At 68.4% G+C, this 15807-nt stretch carries 16 protein-coding genes; 8 read left to right on the top strand and 8 right to left on the bottom strand.

Features of this window, described 5'->3' with window-relative positions; all coding sequences use genetic code 11:
- Nucleotides 1–6 precede the first annotated feature (6 nt).
- The 5 genes from AB0M14_RS10090 (at nt 7) to AB0M14_RS10070 (ending at nt 5582) form a co-directional block, all read left to right on the top strand.
- On the top strand, nt 7–1347 hold the full coding sequence (locus AB0M14_RS10090; RefSeq protein WP_364991751.1) for an LLM class flavin-dependent oxidoreductase: 1341 nt from the start codon (nt 7–9) through the stop codon (nt 1345–1347).
- A gap of 49 nt (nt 1348–1396) precedes the next feature.
- Entirely contained in the window at nt 1397–2629 is a 1233-nt protein-coding gene (locus AB0M14_RS10085; RefSeq protein ID WP_364991748.1) for an MFS transporter, read from the top strand.
- Entirely contained in the window at nt 2626–4200 is a 1575-nt protein-coding gene (locus AB0M14_RS10080) for an FAD-binding protein (RefSeq protein WP_364991746.1), read from the top strand. The genes AB0M14_RS10085 and AB0M14_RS10080 overlap by 4 nt, the downstream gene beginning before the upstream one ends.
- A complete protein-coding gene (locus tag AB0M14_RS10075; protein WP_364991743.1) occupies nt 4197–4523 on the top strand; it encodes a ferredoxin family protein in 327 nt (108 codons plus the stop codon). The genes AB0M14_RS10080 and AB0M14_RS10075 overlap by 4 nt, the downstream gene beginning before the upstream one ends.
- Nucleotides 4524–4589: 66 nt before the next feature.
- Nucleotides 4590–5582 carry an LLM class F420-dependent oxidoreductase gene (locus tag AB0M14_RS10070; protein WP_364991741.1) on the top strand — a complete coding sequence of 331 codons (993 nt, stop codon included), beginning with the start codon at nt 4590–4592 and terminating at the stop codon, nt 5580–5582.
- Nucleotides 5583–5647: 65 nt separating this feature from the next.
- Here AB0M14_RS10070 and nrdE read toward each other — a convergent pair whose 3' ends face one another.
- The 4 genes from nrdE to AB0M14_RS10050 all read right to left on the bottom strand — a co-directional run bounded on the left by nrdE (nt 5648) and on the right by AB0M14_RS10050 (nt 9482).
- Entirely contained in the window at nt 5648–7729 is a 2082-nt protein-coding gene (gene nrdE, locus AB0M14_RS10065; protein ID WP_364995620.1) for a class 1b ribonucleoside-diphosphate reductase subunit alpha, read from the bottom strand.
- Nucleotides 7730–7794: 65 nt separating this feature from the next.
- Entirely contained in the window at nt 7795–8250 is a 456-nt protein-coding gene (nrdI, locus tag AB0M14_RS10060) for a class Ib ribonucleoside-diphosphate reductase assembly flavoprotein NrdI (protein ID WP_364991738.1), read from the bottom strand.
- 36 nt (nt 8251–8286) lie between these two features.
- On the bottom strand, nt 8287–8520 hold the full coding sequence (locus AB0M14_RS10055; RefSeq protein ID WP_364991736.1) for a redoxin NrdH: 234 nt from the start codon (nt 8518–8520) through the stop codon (nt 8287–8289).
- Between the two features lie 392 nt (nt 8521–8912).
- Nucleotides 8913–9482, bottom strand: a complete 570-nt coding sequence (locus AB0M14_RS10050; RefSeq protein WP_364991733.1) for an NAD(P)H-dependent oxidoreductase — start codon at nt 9480–9482, stop codon at nt 8913–8915.
- A gap of 99 nt (nt 9483–9581) precedes the next feature.
- Here AB0M14_RS10050 and AB0M14_RS10045 point away from each other — a divergent pair, with 99 nt between their 5' ends.
- Both AB0M14_RS10045 and nadE read left to right on the top strand, forming a co-directional pair.
- Nucleotides 9582–10208, top strand: coding sequence for a helix-turn-helix domain-containing protein (locus tag AB0M14_RS10045; protein WP_364991731.1), 627 nt, complete (start codon nt 9582–9584; stop codon nt 10206–10208).
- Between the two features lie 6 nt (nt 10209–10214).
- Entirely contained in the window at nt 10215–11039 is an 825-nt protein-coding gene (nadE, locus tag AB0M14_RS10040; protein ID WP_364991728.1) for an ammonia-dependent NAD(+) synthetase, read from the top strand.
- Between the two features lie 7 nt (nt 11040–11046).
- Here nadE and AB0M14_RS10035 read toward each other — a convergent pair whose 3' ends face one another.
- The 4 genes from AB0M14_RS10035 to moaA form a co-directional block, all read right to left on the bottom strand.
- A complete protein-coding gene (locus AB0M14_RS10035) occupies nt 11047–12285 on the bottom strand; it encodes a sigma-70 family RNA polymerase sigma factor (protein ID WP_364995617.1) in 1239 nt (412 codons plus the stop codon).
- A 5-nt stretch (nt 12286–12290) separates the two neighbouring features.
- Nucleotides 12291–13004 carry a YciI family protein gene (locus AB0M14_RS10030; protein WP_364991725.1) on the bottom strand — a complete coding sequence of 238 codons (714 nt, stop codon included), beginning with the start codon at nt 13002–13004 and terminating at the stop codon, nt 12291–12293.
- Nucleotides 13005–13106: 102 nt separating this feature from the next.
- Nucleotides 13107–13349 carry a MoaD/ThiS family protein gene (locus AB0M14_RS10025; RefSeq protein WP_364991721.1) on the bottom strand — a complete coding sequence of 81 codons (243 nt, stop codon included), beginning with the start codon at nt 13347–13349 and terminating at the stop codon, nt 13107–13109.
- The gene (gene moaA / locus AB0M14_RS10020; RefSeq protein ID WP_364991718.1) at nt 13342–14400 is read right to left on the bottom strand and encodes a GTP 3',8-cyclase MoaA; all 1059 of its coding nucleotides are present in this window, start codon (nt 14398–14400) and stop codon (nt 13342–13344) included. Before moaA ends, AB0M14_RS10025 begins: the two co-directional genes overlap by 8 nt.
- A 169-nt stretch (nt 14401–14569) precedes the next feature.
- Here moaA and glp point away from each other — a divergent pair, with 169 nt between their 5' ends.
- Entirely contained in the window at nt 14570–15775 is a 1206-nt protein-coding gene (glp, locus tag AB0M14_RS10015; RefSeq protein WP_364991715.1) for a gephyrin-like molybdotransferase Glp, read from the top strand.
- Nucleotides 15776–15807 lie beyond the last annotated feature (32 nt).

The raw sequence follows: 15807 nt of genomic DNA, 5'->3' as shown, positions 1-15807 counted from the left end.
AGCTCCATGTCCCCCAAGCAGTTCCACATCAACGCCTTCCTGATGGGCGTCGGCCACCACGAGGCGGCCTGGCGGCACCCGCGCACCAAGTCGCACGACGTCCTCGATGTCGCGCATTTCCAGGAACTCGGCCGCATCGCCGAACGCGGCAAACTGGATTCGGTGTTCTTCGCCGACGGCCTCGCGGTCGGCCCGCGCATCAAGCGCAACACCCTGGCCGTCTTCGAGCCAGTGACCCTGCTGGCCGCGATCGCCGCGGCCACCTCCAAGGTCGGGCTCATCGCGACCGCGTCCACCACCTACAACGAACCCTTCAACCTGGCCCGCAAATTCGCCTCGCTCGACCACATCAGCGGCGGCCGGGCCGGCTGGAACATCGTCACCTCCGGCAGCGAGGAGGAGGCGTTCAACTTCGGCTACGACGCGATCCCCGAGCACGCCCGCCGCTACGAGCGGGCCCAGGAGTTCGTCGATCTCACCGTACGGCTGTGGGACAGCTGGGAATCCGGCGCGATCGTGCTCGACGAGGAAGAAGGCGTCTTCGCCGACCCGGACAAGGTGCACACCCTCGACTACGACGGCCCGCGCTTCAAGGTCCGCGGACCGCTGAACTCCCCGCGCAGCCCGCAGGGCCGTCCGCTGCTGGTGCAGGCCGGATCCTCCGAGGCCGGAAAGGAATTCGCGGCCCAGTACGCCGAGGCCGTGTTCACCGCCCAGCGCACCCTCGCGGAGGGACAGGCGTTTTACCGCGACCTGAAGTCGCGACTGCCCAAGTACGGCCGCTCGGCCGAGGAGCTGAAGGTGCTGCCCGGTCTGGTGCCCTACATCGCGGATACCGAGGAACAGGCCAAGGCCCTGGAGCAGGAGTTCACCGACCTGATCTCCCCCGACTACGCCCTGAGCCAGCTCTCCCGACTGCTCGGCGTCGACCTGACCCAGCACGCGCTGGACGCACCGCTGCCGCCGCTGCCGCCGGTCACCGAGATCGAAGGCGGCAAGAGCCGGTTCCTGCTGGTCAAGGAGCTGGCCGAGAGCGAGAACCTCACCGTTCGCCAGCTCATCGGCAAGCTCGGCGGCGGCCGCGGGCACCGTTCGTTCGCGGGCACCCCGGTCCAGATCGCCGACGAACTGCAAGCCTGGTTCGAGGGCGGCGCGGCCGACGGCTTCAACATCATGCCGCCGTTCCTGCCGGGCGGCCTGGAGGATTTCGTCGACAAGGTCGTCCCGATCCTGCAAGAGCGGGGCCTGTTCCGCGCCGACTACGAATCCGACAGTCTCCGCGGGCATTACGGCCTGGAGCCGGTCGAGAGCCAGTTCGCGACGGTGCGCACCGAAGTGAGCGCGTGAGCGCGCGAACCATGTTCCGGTCCGCCGCCGACGCCGCAGAGCCGCGGGCGTGACCGCATGTCCCGCAGCCGCCCCGATCGATTCCCTGCGCCCCTTGGTGCTCACGGTCTACGTGCCCACCTTGGCGCGGGGCATCGGGATGGGCGCAGCCGCACCGGTGATGACGCTCACCGCCGTCGACCTCGGCGCGTCGGTGGCGATGGCCGGTCTGGCGGTGGCGCTGGTCGGCCTCGGCCAGGTGCTCGGCGGTATCCCGTCCGGTCAGCTGGTGGCCTGGCTGGGCGAGCGCGTCTCGACCATCTGGGGCACCGCGGTCGGCCTGGCGGGCGTGCTGCTGTGCCTGTTCGCTCCGAACGTGCCGGTGCTGTGCGCCGGCCTGCTGATCGTCGGATTGTCCAATGCCGTCTGGGGTTTGGGCCGGATGACCTTCATGGCCGAGGCCATCGCGATACCGCTGCGGGCCCGCGCCATGTCGCTGTTCGGCGGCGCGATGCGGCTGGGCTTCTTCCTCGGGCCGCTGCTCGGCGCGGGCGCCATCCTCGCCGTCGGGATCCGCGGCGCGTTCGCGGTGCAGTTCCTGGCGTTCCTGATCGCCGGCTGGATGATGGTGCGGCTGCCGCTGCCGGGCGGCAGCTACACCGAACCCTCGGTGGCACCGCCGATTTCGCTGCTCGGCGTGGTCCGGCAGCATCGCCTGGTGCTGTGCACGCTGGGCGCGGGGTCGATGCTGATGGGCGCGGCCCGGGCCTCGCGGGAGGTGATCCTGCCGCTGTGGGCCCACCACATCGGGATCGATGCCGCCACCGCCAGTGTGCTTTTCGGCATTGCCGCCGCCCTGGAGCTCGTCTTCGCCTATCCGGCCGGACATCTCATGGACCGCTACGGGCGCGCGCTGATCGCGGTGCCGTCGCTCGGCATCCTGGCTGCCTCCTATATCGCTGTGCCGCTGACTTATTCGACGCTCACGCTGGGCGCGGTCGCGGTCGCGCTGGGAGTCGGCAACGGCATCGGGAACGGGCTGATCATGGTGCTCGGGGCCGATGTCGCGCCGCCGGGCATGCGCGCGGAGTTCCTCGCCGCCTGGCGATTGACCCACGACTCGGGCGCTTTCGGCGGGCCACTATTGCTCGGCGTCCTGGCCGGCGCCGCACCGCTGGCCGCCGCCGCGCTCACCATCGGCGGTGTCGCGGCCCTCGGGGCGGCGGTGATGGGCCGGTTCATCCCTCGCCACGTCCCGTGGCCTCCGCTTCCGCAACCTCTTCCACAGAAGGTGATCTCATGATCGAAACAGACGTGCTCGTCCTCGGCGGCGGACCCGCCGGGACCTGGGCCGCACTCAAGGCCGCGGCGACCGGGGCCTCGGTCCTGCTGGCGGACAAGGGTTTCTGTGGCAGCAGCGGCGCGACCGCCGCCGCGGGCACCGGAATCTGGTACGTCCAGCCGGAACCCGAGCTACGCGAGCAGGCGATGGCCAGTCGCGAAGGTCTCGGCGGCTACCTCGCCGACCGCGAATGGATGGCGCGGGTGCTCGACGAGACCTTCGACCGGGTCAACGAACTCGCGACCGACGGCCGCTACCCGTTCCCCGTGGGGTCCGACGGCCGGCAGGTCCGCACCGGCATCCAAGGCCCCGATTACATGAAGCGGCAACGGCTTCGGGTGCAGCGCGCCGGCGTACGCGTCTTCGATCACGCCCCCGCCGTGGAACTGCTCGTCGATCCCTGCGGCGGCGTCGCGGGCGCCCGCCTGCAACGCCTGGCCGACGGCACGCAGCTCGACATCGCCGCCGCGGCGGTGGTACTCGCCACCGGCGGCTGCGCCTTCCTCTCGAAGACCCTGGGCTGCAACGTGAATACCGGCGACGGCGCGCTGATGGCCGTCGAGGCGGGCGCCGAACTGTCCGGCATGGAGTTCTCCAACGCCTACGCGATCGCGCCGGAGTTCACCTCGGTCACCAAGACCGCCTACTACTCCTTCGCCACCTTCTACCTGGGCAGCGGCGAACCGCTGGCGGGCGCCTCCGGCAAGGCCCGCACCCCGATCGCCAAGGCACTGCTGACCGAGCCGGTGTTCTGCACTCTGGATCGCGCCGACGCGGATCAGCAGCATGCCATGCGGCGCGGCCAGCCGAACTTCTTCCTCACCTTCGACCGGCTCGGCATCGATCCCTTCACCGACCGCTTCCCGGTCACCCTGCTGCTCGAGGGCACCGTCCGCGGGACCGGCGGCGTCCGGGTCACCGGCCCGGACTGCTCGACCAGCGTGCCCGGGCTGTATGTGGCCGGCGATGTCGCCACCCGGGAGCTGATCTGCGGCGGCTTCACCGGCGGCGGCAGCCACAACGCGGCCTGGGCCATGTCCTCGGGCAGCTGGGCGGGCGCCGGCGCGGGCAGTTACGCACTGCGGCACCGGGATTCGGTGGCGCGACCCCGGCTCGGCGCGGGCGGCGCGGGCTTGCGCCCGCTGGACCGGCCCGATGCCGAGCTGCGCCCGGCGGACCTGGTCGCGGCGGTGCAGGCCGAGGTGCTGCCCTACGACAAGAACTATCTGCGGCACGGCGATCGGCTGCGGCCCGCCCTGGCCACCCTGAACGACCTGTGGCAGCAGGCCCGTTCCGGGCTGAGCGCACCCGACAGTTCGAAGGCGCGGTCGGCGGCCGCGATGACCGCGCACGCCCGCTGGATGTACACCGCCGCCCTGGCCCGCACCGAATCCCGCGGCATGGCCCGGCGGCAGGACTTCCCCGATCTCGACCCCGCCCAGCACCATCGCCTGCTCACCGGCGGCCTCGACGACCTCTGGACCGCGCCCGAACCCGTCTTCCGCGGTCGCCGGCCGCTGGTGCCGGCATGATCGAACTCGTCTCCGCCGGCCGTTGCATCGAATGCGACAAGTGCATCGAGGTCTGCCCCACCCGCGTCTTCGACCGCGGCCCGGACGGAATCCCGGTCCTGGCACGGCAATCCGATTGCCAGACCTGCTTCCTGTGCGAGGCCTACTGCCCCGCCGACGCCCTGTTCGTCGCAGCGCGCACCGCGCCGCTACCGCCGGACGACCCGCAACGCGACGAACAGCACCTGATCGCGCGGAACCTGCTCGGCAGCTACCGCAAAGCCCTCGGCTGGGGCGGCGGCCGCCTCACCGCGCGCGACGCGATCGGCCCCGAACTGCCCTGACCGGGAAGAGCGAGCCGCGCGGTTTCGCAGCCGCTAGGTTCGAGTAAACACACGAAGGAGATATCTGTGCGCTTCGGCATCTTCATCCCGCAGGGTTGGCGGCTCGACCTGGCCGGCATCGAACCGGCCGCGCAATGGCAGGTGATGCGCGATCTCGCCCAGCGCGCCGACGCTTCGGCGGTCTGGGAGTCGCTGTGGGTGTACGACCACTTCCACACCGTCCCGGTGCCGACCGAGGAGGCCACCCACGAGGCGTGGACCTTGATGTCGGCGTTCGCCGCCTCGACCTCGCGAATCCGCCTCGGCCAGATGTGTACCGCGATGCGCTACCGGAATCCGGCCTACCTGGCGAAGGTGGCCGCGACCGTCGACCTGATCTCCGGCGGCCGCACCGAGATGGGTATCGGCGCCGGCTGGTACGAGCACGAATGGCGGGCTTACGGCTACGGTTTCCCGCCCGCCAAGGAGCGGCTGGGCCGCCTCGACGAGGGCGTGCAGATCTTCCGGCAGGCCTGGACCAAGGGCGAGGCCACCCTGGACGGCAAGTACTACCAGGTGGACGGCGCCATCGTGCGGCCCCTGCCCGTGCAGGAGGGCGGCATTCCGCTGTGGATCGCCGGCGGCGGTGAGAAGGTGACGCTGAAGATCGCGGCGAAGTACGCGCAGTACACCAACTTCAGCGGCAACCTGGCCGAATTCGAGGCGAAGTCGGAGATCCTGCGCGCCCACTGCGCCACCGTCGGCACCGATTTCGACGCGATCACCCGCTCGTCGAACTTCAACACCGTCATCGGATCCACCGAAGCCGAAGTCGAGGACCGCCTGGCGGCGGTGCAAGCCAAACTGGCCGCGGTGATCGGCGACGACCAGGCCAAGGGCTTCGTCGACGGGATGTTCCGCACCTCCCCCGCGGTCGGCACCCCGGAACAGGTCCTCGAAAACCTCACCGCCATCAAGGACCTCGGCCTCGCCTACGGCATCTTCAACTTCCCCGAGTCCGCTTACGACACCTCCGGCATCGAACTCTTCGAACGCGAGATCGCCCCGGCCCTGCGCTGATTCGTTCCTGATACCACGAAAGGGGCGGCCTCCCAGCGGAGGCCGCCCCTTTCACCGTGTGCTGCCTACAGCATGCAGGACACGCAACCCTCGACTTCGGTGCCTTCCAGGGCCATCTGGCGCAGGCGGATGTAGTAGAGGGTCTTGATGCCCTTGCGCCAGGCGTAGATCTGGGCCTTGTTCAGGTCGCGGGTGGTGACGGTGTCCTTGAAGAAGAGCGTCAGCGACAGGCCCTGGTCCACGTGCTGGGTGGCCGCGGCGTAGGTGTCGATGATCTTCTCGTAGCCGATTTCGTAGGCATCCTCGTAGTACTCGAGGTTGTCGTTGGTCAGGTAAGGGGCCGGGTAGTAGACGCGGCCGATCTTGCCTTCCTTGCGGATCTCGATCTTCGACGCCACCGGGTGGATGGAGCTGGTCGAGTTGTTGATGTAGGAGATCGAACCCGTGGGCGGGACGGCCTGCAGGTTCTGGTTGTAGATGCCGTGCGCCATGACCAGGCCCTTGAGCTGACGCCAATCGTCCTGGGTCGGGATGTGCACGCCCGCGTCGGCGAAGAGCTCGCGGACCTTGTCGGTCTTGGGCTCCCACACCTGCTCGGTGTACTTGTCGAAGAACTCACCGCTGGCGTACTTCGACTCGGGGAACCCGCCGAAGTAGCTGCCGCGCTCCTGCGCGATCAGGTTGGAGGCCCGAATCGCGTGGAAGACAACGGTGTAGAAGTAGATGTTGGTGAAATCGATGCCCTCTTCGGACCCGTAGTGCACCCGCTCGCGCGCCAGGTACCCGTGCAGGTTCATCTGGCCGAGGCCGATGGCATGGGACTGGTTGTTGCCCTGTTCGATCGAGGGCACCGAGTAGATGTGGGTCTGATCCGACACCGCGGTCAGCGCTCGGATCGCGGTCTCGATGGTCTGGGCGAAGTCCGGCGAGTCCATCGACTTGGCGATGTTCATCGAACCCAGGTTGCAGGAGATGTCCTTGCCGACGTGCGAGTAGGACAGGTCGTCGTTGAACAGCGACGGCGTGGACACCTGCAGGATCTCCGAGCACAGGTTCGAGTGCGTGATCTTGCCGGCGATCGGGTTGGCCCGGTTCACCGTGTCCTCGAACATGATGTACGGATAACCCGACTCGAACTGCAGCTCGGCGATGGTCTGGAAGAACTCGCGCGCCTTGATCTTCGACTTGCGGATCCGCTTGTCGTCGACCATCTCGTAGTACTTCTCGGTGACGTCGATATCGGCGAACGGCTTGCCGTAAATACGCTCTACGTCGTACGGCGAGAAGAGGTACATGTCCTCGTTCTTCTTCGCCAGCTCGAAGGTGATGTCCGGGATCACCACGCCGAGCGAGAGCGTCTTGATGCGGATCTTCTCGTCCGCGTTCTCGCGCTTGGTGTCCAGGAAGCGGTAGATGTCGGGGTGGTGCGCGTGCAGGTACACCGCGCCCGCGCCCTGCCGCGCGCCGAGCTGGTTGGCGTAGGAGAACGAGTCCTCCAGCAGCTTCATGATCGGGATGACGCCCGAGCTCTGGTTCTCGATCTTCTTGATCGGCGCGCCGTGCTCACGAATGTTGGTGAGCAGCAGCGCGACACCGCCGCCGCGCTTGGACAGCTGCAACGCGGAGTTGATGGAGCGCCCGATGGACTCCATGTTGTCCTCGATGCGCAGCAGGAAGCAGGACACCGGCTCGCCGCGCTGCTTCTTGCCCGAGTTCAGGAAGGTCGGGGTGGCCGGCTGGAAACGCCCGTCGATGACCTCGTCGACCAGCTTGCTCGCCAGCACCTCGTCGCCGTCGGCGAGGGTGAGCGCGACCATGCAGACCCGGTCCTCGAAGCGTTCCAGGTAGCGCTTGCCGTCGAAGGTCTTGAGCGTGTAGCTGGTGTAGTACTTGAACGCGCCGAGGAAGGTGGGGAACCGGAACTTGTGCGCGTAGGCCTGCTTGAACAGCTTCTTGATGTAGGCGCGGCTGTACTTCTCCAGCACCTCGGGCTCGTAGTAGTTCTCCTCGACCAGGTAGTCCAGCTTCTCGTCCAGGTTGTGGAAGAAGACGGTGTTCTGGTTGACGTGCTGGAGGAAGTACTGGTGCGCGGCCTCGCGGTCCTTGTCGAACTGGATCTCGCCGTTCGGGCCGTACAGGTTCAGCATCGCGTTGAGGGCGTGGTAGTCCAAGACCTCACCGGCCTCCGCGTTCCGGACCGACTGCTGCTGCTCTAGACGAGCTGACTTGCCTGCCGGTGCTGTCGTTGCTGTTGCCAAAACAATCCCAATCCCTCGCGGACGCGTGCGACGTCCTCAGCGGTTCCCATGAGTTCGAAGCGATACAGGTAGGGCACCCCGCATTTACGCGAGATGACCTCACCGGCAGCGCAGAAGGTATCGCCGAAGTTCGTGTTGCCGGCCGCGACCACCCCGCGCAGCAAGGCACGGTTGTGCGGATCGTTGAGGAACTTGGCGACTTGCCGCGGGACGAATTCCTTGTCGTCTCTGGTGCCCCCGAGTACGTGCCGACCGCCCCCGTAGGTGGGGACGATCAGCACGTAGGGCTCGTCGACGCACAATGTCTCAGCGGCGGTGTGCAGTGGAAGGCGAGTTGCCGGGAGGCCCAGCTTCTCGACGAAACGATGTGTGTTCTCCGAGGCGCTGGAGAAGTACACCAGACCGGTCATGGTCGGTTCTCCTTCCTCGAAGGAACTACAGAACGATCAAGCGGCGACAGTCGCGAGCGACTTGATGCGGTCGGGCCGGAAGCCGGACCAGTGGTCCTCGCCGGCGACGACGACGGGGGCCTGCAGGTAACCCAGGGCCATGACGTAGTCCCGCGCCTCCGCGTTCTCGGAGATGTCGATGACTTCGTAGTCCAGCCCGACCTTGTCGAGGGCCTTGTAGGTGGCATTGCACTGGACGCAAGCGGGCTTGGTGTACACGGTGATCGTCATAGTGTGTTCCCTCCAGTGAAGTCAGTGCGTGGCGGTCCGGCAGGGTGCTGCGCAAACTCTTGGATCCGACCGCGAAACCCCTGTTCGCACCGCCTCGAAGTGGTGCTCCCCGAAGGGTGTCTCGCGTCGCCCTCCAGCAGTGAAGACACTACACCTAGTGGCCGACAGATTCATCCAACACGACATGTTGCGAGTCACAAAGATGAAATTCCCCCGCGGTAAGTACCTGGACGCTTGATACGCAACCCGACACGACAATGGTCTAGATCACAATTTCGCAGCGCAGCTCTTTCTCAGCAAACATTTTTCGGCACTTGCGTCACACAGGTCCCGCCCATAACAAAAGGCCGCCCGGTGGCTACCGGACGGCCTCTTTACAGGCGGGCGCGGACTCAGGCGGACACAAGTTCACCTCGCGCGGCCGACACCAGCTCGTGCACCGTGGCGCCCAGTTCGGTCAGCGCCTCGGCGTCGTCCCGCGGGTGCGCGGACCCGAACCGCTCACCGATCACGCCGAAGTGCGCGTGCGCCGACTCCACGACCGCGCTGCCCGCCACGCCCAGCGCCTTGACCGCGTCGCCGTGCGACCAGCGCGCCGCGTTCGAGCTGATCGACGCGCTCACCACGGCGGACGGCTTGGCCTGCAGCGCGCCCACGCCGTAGGGCCGGGAGGCCCAGTCGATGGCGTTCTTCAGCACGGCGGGAATGGTGCCGTTGTACTCCGGGGTTACCACCAGCACGCCATCCGCGGCGGCGACGGCGTCGCGCAGCGCCTGCGCCGCGGCGGGCACGGCGCCGTCCACGTCGATGTCCTCGTTATAGAAGGGGATATCGCCGAGACCCTCGAAGAGGGTGATCTCGACACCCTCCGGGGCGGTCTGCACCGCGGCCTCGGCGAGCTGACGGTTGATCGACGCGGCGCGCAGGCTACCGACGAGAGCGAGGATCCGGGTCTCCGACATGATGACTCCTGATGTACTGAGCTGGTGTGTGGGAAGCTTTCACCAGACACTAACCGGACCACAGTCCGGTTCCATTCCTTCGAGAGTGCGAGAAGTACTGTGACCTATGGCACATCGCTGCCCGGCGTACGGAACCTGCTGCCGCTGTCGGCCGGCGCCGAACCCAGCGAACGCGCCGACGCGGCGCGTAACCGGCAGTTGTTGCTGGACGCGGCCCAGCAGCTGGTGCGCGAACAGGGCGCCGACGGCCTGACCATGGACGCGCTCGCGAAACGGGCCGGCGTCGGGAAAGGGACCGTCTTCCGGCGTTTCGGCAACCGCTCCGGACTGATGCGAGCACTGCTGGATCACTCCGAGCAGAAATTCCAAGCCGCGTTCATGTTCGGCCCGCCACCGCTCGGGCCCGGCGCGGCGCCACAGGACCGGCTCATCGCGTTCGGCCGCGCCCGGCTGCTCGATATCGAGGTGGAAGGCGAACTGCACCGCGCCGCGGAAATCGGCGAGGGCGTCGACCGCTACGCCGGCGCCCCCTATGGCTTGCTCAAGGCCCACGTATCGATGCTGCTGCGCGTGGCCGGCACACGCGGCGAGATACCGTTGCTCGCCGACGGACTGCTCGCCGTCCTCGCCGCGCCCTTGGTCATGCATCAGCGCCACGTCCTCGGCTACACCCGCGAGCAAATCGGCGACAACTGGGAAGCCTTCGTGCGGCGCATCGTAGAGTGATTTGCCATGGGTAGTCTGCGCGAACAGATCGTCACGGAGCTGGGTGTCCAGCCGAGCATCGAACCGAAGCAAGAGGTACGCCGGCGGGTCGATTTCCTCAAGGACTATCTGCGCGCCACTCCCGCAAAGGGTTTCGTACTCGGCATCAGTGGCGGGCAGGACAGCGCACTGGCCGGTCGACTATGTCAGCTGGCCGCCGAGGAGTTGCGCGCCGACGGGTACGAGGCGACCTTCGTCGCCGTGCGCCTGCCCTACGGCGTGCAGTCCGACGAAGCGGACGCCCGGACCGCGATGCGCTTCATCCAGCCCGAACGGTCGGTGGTCGTCAACATCCGGCCCAGCGCCAATGCCGTTGCGGCCGAGGTGGCCGCCGCGGTGAAGGTGGACAAGCTACGCGACTTCGTGCGCGGCAATATCAAGGCCCGCGAACGCATGGTGGTGCAATACGCCATCGCCGGGCAGGAGAACCTGCTCGTCGTGGGCACCGATCACGCGGCCGAGGCGGTGACCGGGTTCTTCACCAAATACGGTGACGGCGGCGTGGATTTGACCCCGCTGACCGGTCTGACCAAGCGGCAGGGCGCGGCGCTGCTCCAGGAACTCGGTGCGCCGTCGAGCATCTGGTCCAAGGTGCCGACCGCCGATCTGGAAGACGATCGCCCCGCGCTGCCCGACGAGGAAGCGCTCGGGTTGCGGTACAGCGAGATCGACGACTACCTCGAAGGCAAGGAGGTCACCGACGACGTGGCGAAGAAGGTCGAGTCGGTCTTCCTGAACACCCGGCACAAGCGCACCGTTCCGGTCACACCACTCGACGACTGGTGGCGCTGACCGCGGGTCAGGGCTGCACTTCGGTCAGTCGCCTGGTGAGGAAGCGCCGCACCTGCTCGTTGGTGGCACTCGCCGCGGCCTGGCGGTAGTAGTCGGCGGCCTCCTGGTCCCGACCGGCGCGGCGGAGCAGGTCGGCGCGGGTGGCCGCGACCACGTGGGAATCGGCCAAGCGCGGATGGTCGGCGATCGCGTCCAGCGCGGCCAACCCGGCCTCGAAGCCGTCGCGGAAGGCGACGGCGATCGCCCGGTTGACCTGCACGACCGGCGATCGGCTGGACAGCGCCAGCTCGTCGTAGGCGGAAACGATCGCGCCCCAATCGGTTTCCGCCCAGCTCGGCGCGATGGCGTGCGCGGCGGCGATTCTGGCCTGGGCGAGGTAAGGACCGCGGTGACCGTCCGCGGCGGCCGAGACCAGGCAGCGCAGACCCGAGTCGATGGCCGTGCGGTTCCAGCGGGAGCGGTCCTGTTCCTCCAGGGGCACCAATTCGCCTGCGGGGGATCGTCGTTGGTCGCGCCTGCTGTCGTTGAGCAGCATCAGGGCGAGCAGCGCCCGGGCTTCGGGTTCGTCCGGAAGCAGCCCGCACAGCAGCCGGCCCAGCCGGATCGCCTCGTCGCACAACTCATCTCGCAGCGCCGACGCGCCCGAGGTGGCGAAGTACCCCTCGGTGAAGACGAGGTAGACGCAGGACAGGACGGCGGGCGTACGCTCGGGCAGCAGATGTGCGGGCGGCACGCGCAGTGGAATGCCCGCCTGCCGGATCTTCGCCTTGGCGCGGGTCAGCCGTTGCGCCACGGTGTGTTCCGGTTGCAGGAAGGCCCGGGCGATCTCGGCCGTGCGCAAACCGCACACCAGCCGCAGGGTCAGCGCCACCTGGGATTCCGCCGACAGCGCGGGATGACAGCAGGTGAAGATCATCCGCAACTGGTCGTCGGCGACCGGTGCCATGTCGAGCTCCTCGTCCGGCGCGGGAAAGCCGTTCCGGTCGAGCCGTGCCGCGTCCTGTTCCTTTGCCGCCCTGGAACTTTCGCGCCGGAGCCGGTCCAGGGCCCGGTTGCGGGCGGCGGTGGTGATCCATGCGCCCGGGTTCGCGGGCAGCCCGCGCGCGGGCCAGCTGCGCAATGCGTCGGCGAAGGCCTCCTGCACCGCGTCCTCGGCCAGCCCGATGTCACCGACCAGGCGCGCGAGCGTGGCCAGGACCCGGCCGAATTCGGCGCGGTAGACGGCGTCGAACTCGGCCGGGTCCATGCTGGTCAAGCGCCGAGGTCCACGACCTGACGCACCTCCACGTGACCCTTCTCGCCGCACGGGATCCGTGCGGCGATCTCGGCGGCCGCGGTGCGGTCCGGCGCCGTGAAGAGATAGAAGCCGTCGACTACCTCGGCGAATTCGGGGAACGGTCCGTCGCTGATCAGCACCTCGCCGTCGCGTACCCGCACCGTGGTCGCGGTGGACGGCGGCAGCACCGCCCCGCCGCCGCGGATCACCGCGCCGTGTTCGTCGCCGAACTGCCTGTGCTCGGCGACCGCCGCGTCCCACTCCGGAGTCTCCGGCGCGATCACCGCGTCCGGCTGGTCCCACAGCAACGCCATCCACCAGTCCGCGCCGGGAACCTCATGCGGGGAGTACATGACCATCGGCCGCAATTCGATCGGCCCGTCGGTCGCGGCCGGGATCAGTCGGGCCAGCTGGATCGCCTCGTCGAGGTCCTTGCAGTCCAGGACATAGAAACCGCCGACCACCTCGGCCTGCTCGGCGAACGGGCCGTCGGTGATCAGGGCCTGGCCCGCGCCGTGGCGCACGGTCAGCGCCGTCTCCACCGGATACAGCGCCGCACCGCCCGCGATGGCCGCTCCGGCTTGCTGCTCGAAATCCGCGTAGCGCTGGATTTCCGCGTCGAATTCCGGGCTGCCCGGCTCCGCGGTGCTCGCCTCGGCCGGTCCCGCCAACGTCGCCAGATAATGCATGTCGCCATCCTCTCGAATCGCGAGGTCCGGTACCCCACGCTACCCAGACGACGAACACGGCACGGTGTTCTCTACATCGATCCGCGAAGAAGTTTTCCGGCCTCAGCCGCCCGCGAACGGTGGCAGCACGTCGACCCGCGGGGTCAGGGCCGTCGACGGGTCCCGGGTGAGTTCGTCGCCGATCAGATAGGCGCAGACGCCCAGCATCTTGTCCAGGTCGGGGCCGTAGGTATCGGCGAGGACCGTGCGCAGATCCGCGATGGTCGCCGCGGCGGGGAGATCGAGGGTTTCGCTCGCCTTGCCGACCGCGTCGGCGATGGCGGCGAAGTAGCGGATCTCAACCACCGATAGCTCCCATCGTGCGTTCCGGGGGCACGAAGTCCGCGGCGTCGATGCCGTGGCCGGCCCACTTGTTCCACATCGCGCCGCGCCAGAGCGTGGCGATCTCCTCGTCGCTCGCGCCCGAGCGCAAGGTCGCGCGCAGGTCGTACTCCTGGTCGCTGAACAGGCAGGAGCGCAGCATGCCATCGGCGGTGAGCCGGGTGCGGTCGCAGGTGTCGCAGAATTTGCGGGTCACCGTGGCGATGATGCCGACGGTGGCGGGGCCGCCGTCGACGAGCCATTTCTCGGCCGGGGCGGACGGGTCGGCGCGACCGGCCTCGACGAGGTCGAAGCGAGCGCCCAGGACGTCGAGGAGTTCGGCGGCGGTGACCATGTTGGCGCGCGCCCACTCGTGATCGGCGTCCAGCGGCATCTCTTCGATGAAGCGCAGTTCGCACTGTTCGTCGAGACACCATTGCAGCAGGTCCGCGGCGCCGGACAAGGTCTCGCGCATCAGGACCGCGTTCACCTTCATCGGCGCCAGGCCCGCGTCCCGGGCGGCGCGGATTCCGGCGAAGACCGATTCCAGGCGGTCGCGGCGGGTGAGGCGGGCGAAACCGAGCCGGTCGACGGTGTCGAGGGAGACGTTGACCCGGTGCAGCCCGGCTTCGGCCAGGCCGCGGGCGCGATGCTGCAGGCCGACGCCGTTGGTGGTGATCGCCAGCGGTACGCCCGGCACCTGCTCGTGACAGCCCGCGATGATCTCTTCCAGATCCCGGCGCAGCAGCGGTTCACCGCCGGTGAAACGCACCTCCTGGATGCCGAGCTCGCGCACCGACAGCACGACCAGCCGGACGATCTCGTCGACGGTCAGCAGTTCGTCCTTGGGAATCGGCGGCAGGCCCTCTTCCGGCATGCAATAAGTGCAGCGCAGCGAGCACTTCTCGGTGATGGAGACCCGGAGGTCACGCGCGGTGCGGCCGAATCTGTCCACCAGGAACGGCGTTTCCGGACGCCCATCGAGTGTTGGGCGCCCTGATCGCACGGCGGGGATGCCCATTTCGACCAACGTCACGACTTCATTATGTACGCCATACCCTCCGCTGGGCAGAGGCGCGTGGGATCCAGCACAGGTTCGGATGATCTCACGAGCTGGGCGTTCCAGCGGTGAGCCGAACTCGGTCGAAGCACCGAAAGCGTGCACGGAGCGGAGTGCGCGGGCCGCCGCGTCCTAGGCTGCAGGCATGAGTTCTCGACCCGCCAGCGGCACGACGCGGTCCGTCGACGAGTACCGCGACAGCATCGACCAGTTGCTGCGCCCGTTGGCGGCGCGGGCGGTGGCGACCGTACCGGTGCCGCAGGCGCTGGGCCGGCAGCTGGCCACGGACGTCAGCTCGCCGGTCGACCTGCCGGTATTCCGCAATTCCGCCATGGACGGATACGCGGTCCGCGCCGATTCGGTGGCCGTGACGCCGGTGACCCTGCCGCTGGCCGGTGTGGTCGCGGCGGGCAATCCCGGCGAGACGCCGCTGCCGTCCGGCGCCGCGCTGAAGGTGATGACAGGCGCGCCGATCCCGCCGGGCGCCGACTGTGTGGTGCCGGTGGAGCACACGCGCTCCGACGGCGACACCGTCACCATCGAACGTGGCCGTGCCGCAGGCGAATTCGTGCGCGAGGCCGGCACCGACGTGCGCGCCGGCGAACTGCTCGTGCCCGCGGGCGTGGCGCTGACGCCCCGGCACATCGCGGCGCTGGCGGCGGTCGGGCTGGCCGAGGTGCCGGTTTTCGAGCAGATCCGCGCGGCGATCATCACCACCGGCGACGAGCTCGTCCCGGCCGGAACTCCGTTGCGGCCCGGGCAGATCTACAACTCCAACGGCATCGCGCTGGCCGCCGCGCTGGCCGCCAACGGCGTCGAGGTGGTGTCGGTGCGGCACAGCACCGACGACCCCGCCGAGTTCCGCGAATTGCTGCACGCGGCCACCGATTCCGCCGACCTGGTGTTCACCTCGGGCGGGGTGTCGCAGGGCGATTTCGAGGTGGTTAAGGATGTGCTGCGGCCGCTGGGCGGAACCTTCGGCGCGGTCGCCGTGCAGCCGGGCGGGCCGCAGGGCTTGACGGTTTTCGAGGGGGTCCCGGTGCTGAGTTTCCCCGGCAATCCGGTCAGCACCATGGTGTCGTTCGAGGTGTTCGCGCGGCCGATCCTGCGGCAGCTCTCCGGCCTGCCCGCGGTCGAGCTCCGCGAGCTGGCGCTGTCGCAGACGGTGCGCTCCCCCGCCGGCCGGCGACAGTTCCTGCGGGGCCGGATCATCCCGGAGGGGGTGGAACCGGTGTCCGGGCAGGGCTCGCACCTGGTTGCCGGGATGGCGTGGGCGGATGTCCTGATCGATATCCCGGCCGCGGACACCGAGGTGCCCGCCGGGACGACGGTGAGCGTGCGCGCGCTGTGAAGATGTGCGCCCGATTGTGCGAGGCTGGAATG

This window comes from Nocardia sp. NPDC051832, assembly GCF_040681285.1.
Taxonomy (GTDB): Bacteria; Actinomycetota; Actinomycetes; order Mycobacteriales; family Mycobacteriaceae; genus Nocardia.
Note: the sequence above shows the minus strand (reverse complement) of the source record. Positions and strands in the feature narration are given on the sequence as shown.

What these genes read in the sequence shown, in the direction of transcription:
- nadE (WP_364991728.1), top strand. Translation starts at nt 10,215, where the DNA reads ATGGGTAGTCTGCGCGAACAGATCGTCACGGAGCTGGGTGTCCAGCCG.
- AB0M14_RS10055 (WP_364991736.1), bottom strand. Translation starts at nt 8,520, where the DNA reads ATGACGATCACCGTGTACACCAAGCCCGCTTGCGTCCAGTGCAATGCC.
- AB0M14_RS10030 (WP_364991725.1), bottom strand. Translation starts at nt 13,004, where the DNA reads ATGCATTATCTGGCGACGTTGGCGGGACCGGCCGAGGCGAGCACCGCG.
- nrdE (WP_364995620.1), bottom strand. Translation starts at nt 7,729, where the DNA reads ATGCTGAACCTGTACGGCCCGAACGGCGAGATCCAGTTCGACAAGGAC.
- nrdI (WP_364991738.1), bottom strand. Translation starts at nt 8,250, where the DNA reads ATGACCGGTCTGGTGTACTTCTCCAGCGCCTCGGAGAACACACATCGT.
- AB0M14_RS10090 (WP_364991751.1), top strand. Translation starts at nt 7, where the DNA reads ATGTCCCCCAAGCAGTTCCACATCAACGCCTTCCTGATGGGCGTCGGC.
- glp (WP_364991715.1), top strand. Translation starts at nt 14,570, where the DNA reads ATGAGTTCTCGACCCGCCAGCGGCACGACGCGGTCCGTCGACGAGTAC.
- AB0M14_RS10050 (WP_364991733.1), bottom strand. Translation starts at nt 9,482, where the DNA reads ATGTCGGAGACCCGGATCCTCGCTCTCGTCGGTAGCCTGCGCGCCGCG.
- AB0M14_RS10075 (WP_364991743.1), top strand. Translation starts at nt 4,197, where the DNA reads ATGATCGAACTCGTCTCCGCCGGCCGTTGCATCGAATGCGACAAGTGC.
- AB0M14_RS10035 (WP_364995617.1), bottom strand. Translation starts at nt 12,285, where the DNA reads ATGGACCCGGCCGAGTTCGACGCCGTCTACCGCGCCGAATTCGGCCGG.
- AB0M14_RS10080 (WP_364991746.1), top strand. Translation starts at nt 2,626, where the DNA reads ATGATCGAAACAGACGTGCTCGTCCTCGGCGGCGGACCCGCCGGGACC.